The sequence below is a fragment of the Holophagaceae bacterium genome (genome assembly GCA_016720465.1).
Classification (GTDB): domain Bacteria; phylum Acidobacteriota; class Holophagae; order Holophagales; family Holophagaceae; genus JANXPB01.
The window spans coordinates 41,789-57,892 of record JADKKO010000001.1 but is presented as its reverse complement, the minus strand read 5'-3'; the positions used below and the strand labels follow the sequence as shown (position 1 = coordinate 57,892).

The window sequence follows — 16,104 nt, the reverse complement described above, 5'->3', positions numbered from 1 at the left end:
ACTTGCCGGCCCCTGGAAATCATTGATCGCGCCGCATCCTTTTTCCCGCATCCTGAATTTTAGTTTTCCTCTCACACTGTTGCACTCAAACGGAGGTCCCATGACCCGACGCCTGCTCCACCTCATCGCCCTACCTATCCTTGCGGCGGCTCCCCTCACGGCCCAGGCCCTGAACGCCGACTTGGTGATCGCCAAGAATATCGAGGCCATGGGGGGCCTGGCGAAGCTCAAGGCCATCAAATCCGTGCGCATGACTGGAAAAGCGAGCGGCGGCCCCATGGAAGTGCCCTTCGTCATGGAACACAAGCGGCCGGGCAGCTTCTATCAGGATGTGACAGTCCAGAACATGCACTTGATCCAGGCCTTCGATGGCAAAACCGGCTGGACCATCAACCCCTTCGCGGGCTACGGCGGAAAGAAGGATCCAGAGCTCATGGATGCCGACGAGCTCAAATCAGCCCAAGACCAATCGGATCTCGACGGTCCTCTGGTGGACTACAAGGAGAAGGGCCACAAGGTCGAATACCTCGGCAAGGAAGACCTGGAAGGAAGCCCGACCCACAAGCTCCAAGTGACCTTGAAATCGGGGAATATCAGGACCATTTTCTTGGATGCCGACTCCTTCCTGGAAATCAAGCAGACCAGCAAGCGGGTCATTCGCGGCACCGAAGTGGAGACCGAAACCGCCATTGGCGACTACAAGGAGGAGGGCGGTGTGATGATGCCCCATTCCATGGAGTCAGGCGTCAAGGGCCGCCCCGAGAAGCAGAAGATCACCATCGAAAAGGTTGAAATCAATCCCTCGATCGATGATGCGAAGTTCAAGATGCCGGAGAAGAAGGCCGAACCCTTGCTGGAGAAAAAGACCGAGCCTGCCAAGCCCGAAGCCCCCGTCAAGAAGGGCTGAACCAGAGCCCGTTCCCGATCAAACAGCCTTATATCCCAACGGAGAACCGATGATCCGTGTTTCGCGAATTACGCTTTGCCTTTCCCTCGGCGCCGCGGCGCTCTCCACCCAGCAAGCCTTGGCCCAGGTGGCCCATCCCGAGGGCATCAAGGTGGAGTCTGAAACCATCTCCGGACTGGGCATCCGCAACATCGGCCCGGCGGTCATGTCAGGCCGCATCTCCGCCATGGACGGAGTTCACGAGAAAGGGCGCATGACGCTCTTTGTGGGCGCCGCGAGCGGTGGCGTATGGAAATCGGTCAATGGCGGCACGACCTTCAAGCCCGTCTTCGACAAGCACAACCAGAGCATCGGCGCCATCCGCATCGATCCCAAAGATTCCAAGACGGTTTGGGTGGGCACCGGTGAGACCTGGGTGCGCAACAGTGTTTCGGTGGGTAATGGACTCTACAAGACCACCGACGGCGGAGAAAACTGGTCCATGATGGGCCTTCCGGATTCCGAGCGCATCGCGGCCATCGAGGTGGATCCCACCGACAGCAGCACCGTGTACGTGGCTGCCATGGGGCACCTCTGGAACAGCAATAATGAGCGAGGCCTTTACAAGACCAGCGACGGAGGCAAGACCTGGAAGCGCATATTATTCATCAATGACGACACCGGCTGCGCAAGCCTGGTCCTGGATCCGAAAGACCCGAAAATTATTTATGCGTCCATGTGGCAGTACCGCCGCAAGCCCTGGGCTTTCGAGAGCGGCGGGCCCGGCAGCGGCCTTTTCAAATCCACCGACGGCGGCGCCACCTGGACCAAGCTCAGCGAAGGCACCGGCCGGGGTCTACCCTCCGGCGATCTCGGGCGCATCGCTTTGGCCATCTCCCCGAGCAATCCCAAAGTCGTCTACGCCACGGTGGAGGCCAAGGACGGCGCCCTGTTCCGTTCCGATGACGGCGGCGAGACCTGGATCCGCGGCCACAGCGGCGCCAACACCGTAATCCGGCCTTTCTATTTCGCCGCCCTGTTCGTGGACCCGAAAGACCCCATGCGGGTTTACAAGCCGGGCCTGAACATGACCGTCAGCGACGACGGCGGCAAGACCTTCAGCGTCATCGGGGGCAGCGCCCACGGCGATTGGCACGCCACCTGGATAGACCCCGAAAACCCAGAGCGCATCTATGCAGGCACCGACGGCGGCTTCTACGGCACCGAGGATCGCGGCGCCAACTGGCGCTTCATGCGCAATCTTCCCATCGCACAGTACTACCACGTGGCCGTGGACATGGCACGGCCCTACCGCGTCTACGGCGGCCTGCAGGACAACAGCTCCTGGATGGGCCCTTCGCGCACGGGCGGATCCATCCAGAACCGCCACTGGAAGAATCTCTATGGTGGGGACGGATTCTGGGTGCAGCCGGATCCCACGGACCCCAACTTCGTCTACGCCGAGAGCCAGGGCGGCTATGCGGGCCGCATCAACCTGACCCTGGGGGAGTCGCGTTTCATCCAGCCCCAACCCAGTGCGGGGGAGCCCAAGTTCCGCTGGAACTGGAACACGCCCTTGCAGATCAGCCCCACGGACAAGACGACGGTCTACATGGGCGCCCAGTACCTCTTCCGCTCCCACGACCACGGCCAGACTTGGGAAAGGCTGGGCGGCGACTTGACCACCAACGATCCCAAGAAGCAGCAGCAGGAAGAGAGCGGCGGCCTTACGGTGGATAATTCCTCTGCCGAGACCCACTGCACCATCTACACCATTTCCGAGAGCCCTCGAAATGCCAAAACCATTTGGGTAGGCACCGACGATGGCAACTTGCAGCTCAGCCGCAACGCCGGAAAAAGCTGGACCAACGTCGCAGCCAATGTTCCCGGTCTCCCAAAAAACACCTGGGTTTCCTGGATCGAAGCCAGCGCTTTCGATGAAGGCACGGCCTTCGCGACCTTCGATGGCCACGGCACCGGCGACATGGAGCCGCGCGTCTTCAAGACCAGCGATTTCGGCAAGTCCTGGAAATCCCTTTCCACCCAGGAGGTCAAAGGTTTTGCCCATGTGGTGAAGCAGGACCCGGTGAACCCGGCACTGCTCTATCTGGGCACCGAGGCGGGCCTGTTCATCAGCCTGGACGGCGGCGGCCAATGGGCGGCCTTCAAGGGCGGCGATTTCCCGCCGGTTCCCGTGCGCGATATCGCCATCCACCCGCGCGAGCATGATGTGGTGCTGGCCACCCACGGCCGCGGCTTGTGGATCATTGATGACATCACTCCCTTGCGGACGCTGACACCGGATGTGCTCTCGAAAAATGCCACCTTCCTTCCCACCCGGCCCTCCACTTTCAACGAACTGGGCAATGACGGGTGGAGCGACGGAGATGGTGAATATGATGGCCGTGGTCCGCGGGATGGCGCCGCCATCGCGTACTACCAGCAAAAGCGCCATATTTTCGGCGATCTCAAATTCGAGATTTTCGATGCCTCCGGAAAACTCATTGACACCCTTGCGGGCGATAAGCGCAAGGGCCTGAACCGTCTCTACTGGTCCATGCGGATGAAGGCTCCCAAGGTGCCTGCGGGAGCCTCCATCGCCGGTGGCGCCTTCCTTGGGCCCCAGGTGCTGGAAGGCACCTACACAATGATGATGACCAAGGGCAAGGAGACGCTGTCCACCAGCCTGCAGATCCTGCCGGACCCCTTGAGCCTCCACACGCGGCAGGAACGGGAGGCCCAGTTCTCCACGGCCATGGACCTGTACCAGGTGCTGGAAGCCATGACCTACACCGTGGACCGCATCGTGGATCTGCGGGACCAGAGCAAGGATCTCAGCGCGAAAGCCACAGACGAATCCTTGAGGAAACACCTCGTGGCTTTTACAGGCACCCTTGAAACCCTGCGCAACAAGTACGTCCCCGTGAAGGAAGGCGGCGGCATCACCGGCGAGGAGCGCCTGCGGGACTTCGTCGCGCTGCTCTACGGCGCCATCACGGGCTACCCCGGCAAGCCCAGCAACGCCCAATTGGATCGCAAGGAAGCCTTGAAAAAGGACATCGCGGCCGCAGACAAGGAGGTCGAAACCTATATCCAGAAAGAACTGCCTGGATTGAACCAGAGCCTGGCCTCCCTGCAACTTTCCCTGAAGCCGATGAGCCGCGATGACTGGCAGAAGGCCCAGAAGAAATGAGCCGCCGTTCAGGAGTGGCCCTCGCATTCAAATGGGTGCGACGCATTAAGACGCGGTGTCCGGGCTTTTTTTAATCAGCATGCTCCTCGCCGGCCTTCAAATCCGCCGGCTCGCCCATGCGCATCAATGCTGCGATGACCGCGATGCCCATGGAGAAGGGCGCGATGACTTTCGTGGCCTCGGGGTAGCCCATGGCGAGATCGCCGATGGGAAGCACCGCGTAGCAGAGGATGGGAGCGATCACGACCAGGGTGCTCATGTGGCCCATGGGCTTCAAAGGGATGCGGTATTCGATGAGGCGATAGGCCAGGCCTGCCGTGAAGGTCGTGAACACCCAGCCCGAGAAGTTGAGGAAGGGGATGCCGAAGTACCGCCCGCCATCGGTCCAGATCCAGGCCTTCTGCTGCAGGGACATGTACGGGTCCATGGTCAGGTCCCAGGCGCTCATGATGAGGGCCCCCAGCAGCGCGGCGAAGGCTGACCAGCCCCACGGCAATTTGTTCGTCACCGGAGCGCCGTGGATTGCGAGGTTCGCCATCATCGTGCTGGGGTAGAGCACCATGAAATAGGCGAGCGGGATGGGCCAGGGCACAGCGCCGAGGATCTTCCAGCCCAGCACGTCGGTGTAATAGTAGTGTCCAAAGACGAGTCCCGTCTTCACGCCAATGTACTCGAACAGGAAACTGATGAAAGCCGTGGCGCCGAAAAACCAGAGGGCCCGCCGCCATCCAAGCATGAAACAGGCGTGGAGCACGACGAAGATGCTGAAAAAGACCGTCATCTGATCAAACGGCAGGCGGCCGCCCTGCTGCAGGCGGAGTCCGTTCATTCCGACGTGGACCAGGAAGGCCGCGGCCAGCATGATGAATAATATGCGCGACCCGGTGTCGCTCACCACGTGGTCCGGCGCGACCAATCGGTGAAGGTACGTTCCGCATTCCCTGAAGTGGGGGCGCCCCATCTGCATGAGGGGGGCGACGGCCATCAGGATCGGAATGCCCGCGGTGAAGGGCGCGAGCACCCTTGTCGCATCGGGGACGCCGATGAACACGGCGGGAAGGCTCATCAGCGCGTAGCCCGCCACCGGGACGCCCGCCATCCAGGGAGATATTTTTTTCTTGGGCAGCGGCAAGCCCCGCTCGGCCATCCGGTAGACCACGGTGATGATGAACACGACTTCCACCCAGGACACATAATTGGCGGCCGGGATGCCGAAATAGATGCCCCCTTGCTCCCAGACCCAGGCCTGCTCCTTGATGACCATGTAGGGATCCAGCGTGAGGTCCCAGGTGGCCATCACGAAGGCCGTGAGCAGCGCCAGCCAGGCCATCCAGACGCCGTCGCCCTTGGTGCTGACCGGATGGCCTTCGGCGGCGAGATTCACGATGACGTAGCTGTTGTAGATCATGGCGAACCAGCCCAGGGGCACGAACAGCGGCACCTGGCCGATGCGCCATCCGAGCACGGGAGTGTAGTGGTAGCAGGTGGCCAGGCAGGTGGCGATGCTCAGGCTCTCGGCGATCCAGGCCAGCACGAAGACCACCCCGAAGAAGGTCGCGGCCCGCCGCCAGCCCAGCATGTGCCAGGCGTGGATCAGGGCCAGCCCGCTGAAGACCAGGTTGCTGAGGATGAACGGCGGCTTGGAGCCCAGCGCGGCTCCAAATAGGGTCTGGAGCGCTGCACCAGTGAACAGCAATGTCAGCATCGCGATGATGAGAAGGCGGTCCTTCATCGCTTCGTTTTTCATGCGCGGCCTCGCTACAGGGATTTTGAATGGCAGGATACCCTATGAATTCCATTCATCAGGAACAATCGCGTGGGGGATTTCCAGGGGACCGACCGCATCCATGTCCGCCGGAGCATCGGCTCCGGCTCGTTCGGCATGGTCTTCGAAGTCTTCGACCAGGACCGCCAGGCCGTGGTGGCCCTTAAGACGCTCACCAACGTCGGCCCCGAGGCGCTGTACCAGTTCAAACAGGAATTCCGGGCCCTGGCGGACATCTCGCATCCGAATCTCGTGGGCTTGTTCGAACTGGGCAGCGATGGCGACCGCGCCTACTTCACCATGGAGCTCATCGACGGCCTGCCCTTCTCCGCCTGGGTCCGGAATGAGCGGCCGACGGGTCGCGGGGCTTTCGGGGGTCGTCGGGAAGACCGGACTTCGGGGATGGACGAGCAAGGCCCTGCCGGAATCCATTTTTCGGACAGCGCTTCCCATGCGGTCACCGGCGAAGAGCCCACGATGTTCGCGGACAGCGGCCCTTCGGCGCAGGTTCCGGACACGGGAGAAGTCAAGGCCATAAAGGATCCGGCGCGCCTGCGCAACACCCTCCGCCAGCTTGTCAACGGCGTTTCAGCGCTGCATGCATCCGGGAAACTCCACCGCGACCTGAAATCCAGCAACGTGCTGGTGACCCCGGCGGGCCGGCTGGTGATTCTGGATTTCGGGCTCGTGCTGGATATTTCGCCCCATGAAGCCTGGGCCCCGGGCCTGCCGCCGAAGCTGGTGGGAACCCCCTCGCACATCTCGCCCGAGCAGGTGGCCGGCCAGCGCGCCGACGAAGCCAGCGACTGGTATGCCGTGGGCGTGATGCTCTACGAATCCCTCACCGGCCGCCTGCCCTTCACCGGGTCGCCCATGGCGATGCTCCAGGCCAAACAGGAGCTGGATCCACCCCGTCCCGCCACCATCGCTCCCGGCGTGCCCGACGACCTCGATGAGATCTGCGTCGCCCTTCTGAACCGGAATCCCCGGCTTCGCATGGGCCGGCAAGAGCTGATGGAACGGCTGGGACACCCCGGGACAGTAAAACCCGGGGCCTGGAATGAGCCAGGTTCCCAGGCGCTGCGCCGGATTTTCGTAGGGCGCGCCAAGGAAGTCTCGGCCCTGAGGGCCGCTTTCGAATCCACCGTCCGGGATGAACCGAGCACCGTGCTGCTGCATGGCAGCTCGGGAATCGGAAAGAGTTTCCTCGTGCGGCGCTTCCTCCGCTCCGTGCAGGAGGACAACCCGCGCGCGGTCGTCCTGTATGGCCGGTGTTTCGAACAGGAATCGGTCCCGTTCAAAGCCGTCGACAGCCTGATCGACGGCCTCAGCCAGGTGATGCGGTTCATGCCTTCGGTGGAGACGGAACCACTGCTGCCCAGGCATATAGGAGCCCTGGCGAAGCTCTTTCCGGTGCTCCAGCAGGTGCCGTCCATCGCGCGGGCCGCGGCCCGAAGCGTGGGCTCCCTGGACGCATTGGAGACCCGCCAGCGGGCCTTTTCCGCCCTGAGGGCGCTGCTGTCGCGCCTGGCGGACCAGCGCCCCCTGGTGCTGGTCCTCGACGACCTGCAATGGGGCGACCTGGACAGCGTGGCTTTGCTGGGAGAACTGCTGCGTCCGCCCGACCGTCCGGCCTTCCTGCTGGTGGCCTGCTACCGGCGTGAGGAATCCGGGACAAGCCCGGCCCTGTTGGAACTGCTGCCCATGCTGAAATCAGCGCGCCACGTGGATCTGCCCGTGGAACCGCTGGACGCCGAGGCCTCGGCCCAACTGGCGCTTTCGCTCATGGGGCCCGAGCGCCCCGGACACGACGATCACGAGACAAGGGCCCGGAACATCGCCGACGAGGCTGGCGGAAGTCCGCTTTTCATCAGCGAATTGGCCCGCCATCCAGGTGGAGCGGAATTGCTGCCCGCCACTGGAACAGCAGATCTTGAACGGCTCCTGCTCATCCGCGTCCAGATGCTTCCGGAAATTTCGCGGCAGATTCTGGAACTGCTCGCGGTTGCAGGCTATCCCCTGCCCTGGTCCGCGGTGCGGCGGGCCGTGAAGGCGGAACCCGGCCAGGCCGACCCTTTCGCGCCTTTGAGGGCGGGCCACCTGGCCCGGGCGCGGGGGACCTCGGACCACAGGACCCTGGAGGTCTATCATGACCGGGTCGGGGAGGCGGTGGCCCGCAGCCTCGGCGCGGAAGCCATTTCCAGCCGCCACCTCATGCTGGCCGAGGCCTTGGAGCAGAGCCCCGGCGCGGATCCCCAGGCCCTCGCTCAGCATTACCTCGCCGGCGGCGAGCGTGGCAAGGCGGCGGATTTCTCCTCCAGCGCCGCGGACCTCGCGGCCGAAGCGCTGGCCTTCGACCAGGCAGCCACGCTGTACCAACAAGCCATCGACCTGCGGCAGGCCGGGGATCCTTCCCTCCAGGATTTGCGCATCCGGCTGGCCCAGGCCCTGGTGAACACAGGCCGGGGCGCGGCCGCGGCCCAGGTCTTCCTGGATGCCGCCTCCCATGGCGATTCTCCATCCCACCGCGTCTGGCGGCGGCGGGCCGCCGAGGAGTTCTTCCGCAGCGGCCACTTGGAACAGGGCCTCGCCACGACCCGCCAGGTGCTGGCGGCAATCGGGGTTCGCATCCCCGCCACGCCCACGGGGGCCCTTGTCTCCCTCGTCTTCCACCGCCTGCGCCTCTACTTCCGGGGCATCAAATTCACCGAGCGCAGCGCGGAGGCGATCCCCGCCGAATTGCTCGACCGCATCGACACCCTGTGGTCGGTGACCATGGGCCTCGGGTTATTCGATTTCATCCGGGCCGCTGATTTCCAGGCCCGGCAACTGCTCCTGGCTTTGGAGGCGGGGGAGCCCTACCGGCTGGTGCGGGGCCTCGCGCATGAAATGGCATTGCGCGCGGCCGAAAGCGGCAGCGGCGACCTCAGTGCTTCGCGGCGCATCCAAGCCACCACCATGGCCCTCGCCGAACGGTTCGGCCAGCCTGAGCCCCTGGCGCGGGCTTATATCGGAGCCGGCATCGCCGCCCTGGTGACCGGGCGCTGGCGTTCGTCAGCCGACTGGCTGGAGAAGGCCGAAACGGTCCTGAGGGCAAGCTGCACGGGCGTCACCTACGAGATCCACACCGTCCAGTTCTTCGCATTCATGGCGAACATCATCATGGGCCGGATCCGGCCGGCGACCCAGCGGTACCCAGAGCTGCTCAGCGAGGCAGAGGATCTCGGGGACGTCCTGATGCTCGCGAACCTGCGAATCGTGGGCTGGAACATCCACCTGGCCGCGGACGATCCCGAACTCGCCGAAACCGAAATGGACCGGGCCCTGGAAGGCTGGCCGGAAACAGGGTTCCTCACGCAGCACTTCCATCGCCTCATCGGCCGGGCCTCGGTCCACCTTTACAGGGGACAACCCAGGGCCGCCCTGGACTTCGTGCAATCCCAGTGGCCCGCCCTGAAGGGATCCCACCTTTTGCGGTCCCAAAGCGCCCGGATCTCCTGCGTCGAACTCCGGGCCCGCTGCCTGCTGGCCACGGCCGCCGCTGAACCCGCGAACCGGGCGGCCCTGCTGAAGGCCGCGCGCCGGGACATACAGTCCCTCTTCGATGAACCCTCTGCCAACTCCAAAGCCCAGGCCCTGAAGGACCAGGCGGTGGCCCTGGCGCTGGAAGGCCGCAACGACGAGGCCCAAGCCAGCCTGGTGGAAGCGGAAATATCCTTGGAAAACGAAGGGATGGCCACGCATGTCCAAGCGGTGCGCTGGGTGCGGGGACATCTCCTGGGCAACGCCCAGGGCCAGGATCTCAAGGCGGCGGCCACCGCCGCAATGAAGGAGGCCGGCTACCGCAATCCGGAGGCCACCGCCCGGCTGTTCGCGCCTGGGATCGCGTAGGCTCTAAAACTTGTACCGCGCGCCGAACTGCAACTGCCGCTTGGGACCGTAGCGGATGGGTGTTCCGTACTCCGGCGTAACGGAGGCGTGGACGTTCTGGACCTGGAGCACATTGGAACGGTTGAAGCAATTGAAGACCTCCAGAATGAGCTCGAGCTTCGAACCGCTGAAACTGAAGGTCCGCGAAGCGCGCAGATCCAGTGTCGAAGTGGAGGGTGTGGCCTCCGAGTTGCGGCCCACGCCGGCCGGACGGTCCGAGGTGCCATCCCCGTCATAGTTGGCGTCGGAACCAGCCAATTGGGTGTACGGCCGCCCTGAAGCCCAATGCAGGATGCCGCTGAAGGTCCAGTCGCGGCGCAGGGCCGGCCCTTCCTGGCCCGTGCTCCACACGGCGGCGGCGCTGAGCCGGTGCGCCTGGTGTTGCAGGCTCGGGCCCCATTCGCTCGAAGGATCGAAGGTGTTCTGCGGCGTGAAATCCGAAGTCCAATCCGTGAAGTTGTCCCAGGCATGGGAATGGGTATAGCTCGCGTTCAGCAGGAATTGTCCGCTCCGTTTCCAGGTCCAGGCGAGGCTCTGCCCGTCATAGTCGGCGCGGCCGCTTCCATCCACCCGGTTGAGTGTGCTGTAGCGCAGGTCCGGGCGCCGGAGGACCGGCTGGCTTGTGGCAGGATTGAAGTAGACCTGGAAGGCGTTCACGTCGCGCACATTCATAAAGCCCTTGGCTTTCGAATGCACCAGTTCCAAGGCGAAACGATGGGCCGGGCGCGGAATCCATTCAAGGCCCAGGTTCTCCTGCCACATGGTGGGGAAGGCTGTGTCCCCGGGCAGGACGAAGGTCGTGGGGCCCGGCGGCAGCGTGGCATAGCGGTGGTTTTGGGCCACGCCATCCGCATTGGCCCAGGAGGGCAAGGGGCCCAGCAGAACCGGGTCCCGCAGCGTCCGGATGACGGTCTGGACATCGCGCCCGTTGAAGAGCCTGAGGCCGTAGTAGGGGCCCAGGTTCGTGGGGCCGCCGAAGCGCCCGGCGCCCCCGAACATGCGCAAGGTCGGCCGCGCCTGCCAACTGAAGGAGAGCCGTGGGTGGACGAGATTTGCGCTCCAGTCCCGCTGGATGCGGAAATTCGCCGGATAGTCGTAGGCTCCCGCCGGAAGCTGCGTGGGACCCAGCACGGGATCCACGGTCGAGGGCGGGTGTTGGACTGCGCCATAGTCCGCGGTGTCCGGGAAGGGCGGCAGGGATTCCCGTTCGAACCGCAGGCCCATTTTCAGAAGGAAAGCGGGATGCGCCTGCCAATCATCCTGGATGAAAATAGCCTCGCTCCTGGCGGTGAAACGCGCGTGGGGATTGCCGTAGCTCTGCACGAAGGCCACAGGGATGCCCGTACCGCCGAAGGGATTGGGCGCGGCGAAAGCCGCCATCGAACTGCCGATGCCGATTTCCGGAATGGCCTGGAACCGGTACACTCCCGAGAAATTCTGCGGCACGGTGGCGTCGTTCTCCGAGTGGAGCAGATCGATGCCCCCCTTCAGCGTGTGGTTTCCCCGCACCGTCGAGAGCGTGTCCGCCAGTTGGGTGTAGCGGATCCGGGATCGTTGGTCCGCCAGCCGCTGGGTCCCGAAATACGCCGCGCCCAGGATCTCCACGTAGACCGCCCGTTGCGGATCGAGGCTGTCGATGCGCGTGTCCCGGTCGGCGAACATCAGCCTGAAATCGTTGAACCAGGCAGAGCCCGCCCATTGGTGCGCGAGGGTGAACGTCTGATCGCGCGTGCTGCGGGCGCCCCCGGCGCTGCGGGCCGTGAGCCCGCCCCAGGGGATCTCGTTCTCATTTTCCGATTGCCCCGCGAGAACCCGGAAAATCCACCGGCTCGAGGAATTCTGCACCCAATCCAGGCGCAGGAATCCGGAGGAATCCCCTTCTTCGAAGGGCAGTTTTCCGGTTTCGAGCTGGAACCCAGAGGCCCGGATGAGGCCGGCCACGGCGGGGTCGATGGCCACGATATTTTGGTCCGTCCGCTGCATGCGTTCCACGGCGGCGAAGTAGAAGAGCCGGTCCTTGAGGATCGGCCCGCCCACCGAAGCTCCATACTGCTGGCGGTGTTCCGCGCTGGTGGTGGAGGTCGCGTCCAGGCTTCCGGTTTTGGAGAACCAGAACAGGGATCCCTTCAATTCGTTGGTTCCCTGTTTCGTGACGGTGTTCACGATGCCGCCCAGGGCCCGGCCGTGTTCCGCGGAGAACCCGCCGCTGATGACCTGGAATTCCTGGACCGCCTCCTGGCTGAGGCTGGACCGGGGCGCGCCAAGCCCCAAATCATTGTTGTCCAACCCGTCCAGCAGGAAAGCATTCTGGCGCGGCGTCATGCCCGCGAAGCTCAGACCAGAATCAGGGCTGCCCTTGCCGGCCGGCAGATTGCCCACCGCCGCGAAGGGCGTGGTCAGGCTGAACCCCGCGAAATTCCGCAGGTTGATCGGGAGATTGGAAATGCTGGACTCGTCCACCACGCTGGCGACCTGGGTGCGTTCGGAATCCCCTGGCGCTTCCACCGCCACGGTTTGTTCAGCAACGGACGAGGCCAGCATCAAATCCTGTTGGGCGGTGCCGCCGACCTGAAGCGTCACGGGTGCCTGGGCGGCGTGCTCCGCCTTGGCCTTCGCCTTGAGTAGATAATTCCCGGCCGGCAGCATGCGGAAGCGGTAGCGGCCTGCCCCGTCGCTCGTGGTGGTCCAGGTCCCATTCAGATCCGCCCGCCGCAAGGTCAGCGCCGCGCCCGGCACCGGTTCCCCTTGCGGGGAGCGAACCACGCCTTTCAAATCCGAGGTGGTCACGCCCGCGCTTTGCGCCGCCAGCGCCCCGGGCAGCGCTCCGAGGACCAGACCAAGCTGAAGTGCGCGAAGAATGGGTATGCCCACAGGAACTCCAATCGCGGTCGATGAATGGGAATGCGTGATGGAGTTTTAACACAAACGGGATCCGCCCGTGCCAAGCGGGACCGACTCGGCGGATCGCATGGAGCCATGGTGGACCTTGGGGATTTCCGGGCTAGAATCCCTCGGGACCCGGCCTCCCATTCTGGTGTTTCCATGCGAAACCCGTTCAGACTTCCCGATGCCCAGGCGCGCTTCGCGCCGGAGCTGGAACAGGCCATCGTGGACGAACTCTACAAGCGGGCCTGGGCCGCATTCGCGACCCTGCTGCTGGTCCTCGCGGTGGCCAGCTCGGTCCTGAGCGAGGCGATCCAACAGCATCCTTCCATCGGCCGGGTCCTCATGCTCATGGTCGCCGTGACCCTGCTCCGCACACTCAGCCTCCTGCTGCTCAGGAAGGTTCCGAGCCCCCGCCTGAAGCTTTGGGGCTTCATCACCGGCTCCACGCTGATCGCTTTCGGATTCGCCGAATTGAACATCATCAGCTATCCCGACCTCGAACCCTCAGAGGTCGCCCTGCTGGGCATCATCGACGCGGGCATCTGTTCCGGGGCCTTGATCAGCATGGGCAGCAGCTTCCTCGCCTACACGCTCTACATCGTCCCGAATATCGGGTCCCTGGCCCTGATGGTGGCTTTGGGCCCATCCACGCGCTGGACCCACAATTTCCTGCTGCTGCTCTGCATCTATCTCGCGGCCTTGATGCTCCTGGCCTTCGAACTGGCGAGGGCCCACCGGCGGGAGGTGCTTCTGCGCCTGGAAATGGCGGAAATGGCGCTGCGGGACAATCTCACCCAGCTCAGGAACCGGCGTGCGCTCCTGGAATTCATGTCCATGGAATCAGAGCAGGTGCTGCGCTCCTGGAGGCCGACCATGGATCCCGCCCACCCGAAGGTGGCCCTGAGCCTCGGCCTGCTGATGCTCGACATCGACCACTTCAAGGCCATCAATGACACGCACGGCCACCTTGCCGGCGATGCGGTGCTGATACAGATCGCCACCATCCTCGAGGAAACAGCCCGCAAGCCCGACGTGGTGGTGCGCTGGGGCGGCGAGGAATTCGTCATCGTGGCCCGCGACACGGACCGGCGGCCGCCATCCCGTCTGGCGGAGCGCATCCGGGAGCGGGTCGGACACCATCCCTTCACCCTGCCCTCCGGCCAGACTATCCAGGTCACCTGCTCCATCGGGTATTCGGTCTTCCCCTTCGATGAAAAACTGCCCGCCCTTCTGACCTGGGAGCAGATCATCTCCGTGGCGGACACCGGCATGTACTTCGCGAAGACCCATGGCCGCGACCGGAGCGTGGGCGTCATGGCCGGGGACCAGGTCCGGGCCGATTCCGATGTGCTGAACCGCCTTGAACAGAGCCTGGACCAGGCCCAGGCTGAAGGCCTGGTGAAGCTTGTGGGCGAGGCAAGGAGCTAGACCGATTCCCCTGCCAGGAAACCCGTGCTGAAGGCGGCCTGCAGGTTGTATCCCCCCACGGGCCCATCGACGTCCAGGAGCTCCCCGCAGACCAGGAGGTTGTCCCAGTTCCGGACCCGCATCGTATGGGGATCCACCGCCGACAGGTCGACACCGCCCGCGGCCACCTCCCCGCGCTCCAGGGGGACGGCCCCGGGCAGGCCGAGCGGAAAGGCGCAGGCCCAGCTCACCAGCGTGGATCGCACGCTTTTGGGAAGGTGCTTCAGACGGATGTCGCCAAATCCTTCCGCCCGCCACAGGGAATCCGCCACCCGTTCGGGAATCCAATGCTGAAGCCAGTTCCGGGCTGACAGGTGCGGATTTTCGATTTGTCCGTGGCGGAGTTCCGCATCCAACACGGCTTCGCTGAGGCCTGTGAAATCGTAGGCGAGCCAGGCCCGGCCCGCCCTGCGGGCGGATTCGGTCCGGGCGCTCAATTCCAAAGCGGCTGGACCGCTGATGCCACTCCGGGTGAACAGGATGTCGCCCGCGAAGGCGCCGATCCTCCGGCCCCCTTCGCCCTCCTGCAATCTCAAGATCCCATCCCGGAAGGCCACGCCCTCCCAGCCGGGATGCGGTGTCTTGAGGGGGATCGGCGCGAGGGCGGGTGTCCATGGCTGCGTCGGCACGCCCAGTTGCTCCAGCCAACCCGCCACCTCGCCTCGGGTCCCGGTTTCGGGATAGCTCGCGCCCCCGGTCGCGAGGATGAAGGCATCTGCCGGAAGCCTGGTTCCATCTCCAAGCCGAAGCGCCTCGACCCGGGGAGGACTGCCCTCGAGCCCCACCACGCGGCTTCCGGTCCGGAGCAGCACTCCGGCTCGCCGCACCACAGCTTCGAAGGCCGCCACCACCGCCGCCGCGCTTCCCGGGCGGTCCAATGGAAAGATGCGGCCATTGTCCCGTACGTACGTTTCGACGCCTTCGCGATGGAGGAGCGCGACCACATCCTCATTGCTGAAGGCGTGGAAGGAAGGCTTGAGAAAGCGGGCCTGCGCTTTGGAAAAGGCCTCGGCCACGGCCTTCATGGTCCCATCGTGGGTGATATTGCATTTCCCGCCACCGCTGATGCGGAGCTTCACGCCCAGCTTCCCGTTGGCCTCCAGCAGCGTCACGTGGTGGCCTTTCATGGCCGCCCGCCAAGCGGCCACCAGGCCCGCCGCGCCTCCCCCTACCACGATGATTGCAGCCATGGCTCAACTATCGCAGGATCCCCCGTTGACCGGCGATCCCGCGCGGGCGGGCATGATTGGATCTACCATCCACCGGTTGCCCCACCCGAGCGGGAGAACACATGCGCTTCATCTTCGAACAAGTCCGGATGGGTGGCGACCGTAATTTCGGCTACCTGCTCGGGGACCGGGAGGCGGGCGCCGGCATCCTCATCGATCCATCCTTCGATCCCGGGCTCCTGGTGGCGCGCGCCGAAGCCCAGAACCTTGGCATTACTCACATCCTGAACACCCACGGACACGCGGACCACAGCAATGGCAATGCCGCGGCCAAGGCGCTCACCGGCGCGGTGGTGGCGGGCGGACCGGGCCACCCGGGGCCCGTGGACCGCGTGCTCCGGGATGGGGAGCGCCTGGCCTTCGGCGCCTACCATCTCCTGGCCTGGCACGTGCCCGGCCACTACCACGACCACCTGGCCTTCCTCGTGGAAGAAATGGCCGCGGGGATCACCGGGGATCTTCTCTTTGTGGGAAAAGTCGGTGGCACCGGAAGCGACGCGGATGCCCGCATCGAGTGGGACAGCCTGCAGCGCCTGCTCCACGGATGGCCTGAGCATGCGACGATCTGGCCGGGCCACGACTACGGCGCCAGGCCCAGTTCCACACTGGCCTGGGAGCGGGAGACCAATCCCTTCCTCCGCTGCGAGGATGTCGAAGCCTTCATCCGCCTGAAAGCCCGATGGGCTGGCTTCAAGGCTCAGCATGGACTGAAGTAGCGCCAGCGGAACCGTCGACAGGCCGTCAGGGA

8 protein-coding genes are annotated in these 16,104 nt (G+C 64.4%); 5 read left to right on the top strand and 3 right to left on the bottom strand.

Going from position 1 to position 16,104, the window contains the following annotated elements; all coding sequences use genetic code 11:
* Positions 1-100 precede the first annotated feature (100 nt).
* Together IPQ13_00210 and IPQ13_00205 are read left to right on the top strand one after the other, a co-directional pair.
* Positions 101-907 (top strand): hypothetical protein, encoded by an 807-nt coding sequence (locus IPQ13_00210; protein ID MBL0209331.1) that lies wholly within the window; start codon positions 101-103, stop codon positions 905-907.
* A gap of 49 nt (positions 908-956) precedes the next feature.
* Entirely contained in the window at positions 957-4,079 is a 3,123-nt protein-coding gene (locus IPQ13_00205) for a hypothetical protein (GenBank protein ID MBL0209330.1), read from the top strand.
* A 70-nt stretch (positions 4,080-4,149) separates the two neighbouring features.
* Here the strand turns inward: IPQ13_00205 and IPQ13_00200 are convergent, their stop codons facing one another.
* The gene (locus IPQ13_00200; protein MBL0209329.1) at positions 4,150-5,826 is read right to left on the bottom strand and encodes a carotenoid biosynthesis protein; all 1,677 of its coding nucleotides are present in this window, start codon (positions 5,824-5,826) and stop codon (positions 4,150-4,152) included.
* A 69-nt stretch (positions 5,827-5,895) separates the two neighbouring features.
* Here IPQ13_00200 and IPQ13_00195 point away from each other — a divergent pair, with 69 nt between their 5' ends.
* Positions 5,896-9,735 (top strand): AAA family ATPase, encoded by a 3,840-nt coding sequence (locus IPQ13_00195; GenBank protein MBL0209328.1) that lies wholly within the window; start codon positions 5,896-5,898, stop codon positions 9,733-9,735.
* Positions 9,736-9,738: 3 nt separating this feature from the next.
* On the opposite strand, the gene IPQ13_00190 is transcribed toward IPQ13_00195, so the two are convergent.
* Positions 9,739-12,645 (bottom strand): carboxypeptidase regulatory-like domain-containing protein, encoded by a 2,907-nt coding sequence (locus IPQ13_00190; GenBank protein ID MBL0209327.1) that lies wholly within the window; start codon positions 12,643-12,645, stop codon positions 9,739-9,741.
* Between the two features lie 171 nt (positions 12,646-12,816).
* Between IPQ13_00190 and IPQ13_00185 the strand changes: the two genes are divergently transcribed.
* A complete protein-coding gene (locus tag IPQ13_00185; GenBank protein MBL0209326.1) occupies positions 12,817-14,088 on the top strand; it encodes a GGDEF domain-containing protein in 1,272 nt (423 codons plus the stop codon).
* On the opposite strand, the gene IPQ13_00180 is transcribed toward IPQ13_00185, so the two are convergent.
* On the bottom strand, positions 14,085-15,317 hold the full coding sequence (locus tag IPQ13_00180; GenBank protein ID MBL0209325.1) for an aminoacetone oxidase family FAD-binding enzyme: 1,233 nt from the start codon (positions 15,315-15,317) through the stop codon (positions 14,085-14,087). The two genes, IPQ13_00185 and IPQ13_00180, sit on opposite strands and share 4 nt — an antisense overlap.
* Positions 15,318-15,418: 101 nt before the next feature.
* Between IPQ13_00180 and IPQ13_00175 the strand changes: the two genes are divergently transcribed.
* Positions 15,419-16,072, top strand: a complete 654-nt coding sequence (locus tag IPQ13_00175) for an MBL fold metallo-hydrolase (protein MBL0209324.1) — start codon at positions 15,419-15,421, stop codon at positions 16,070-16,072.
* Positions 16,073-16,104 lie beyond the last annotated feature (32 nt).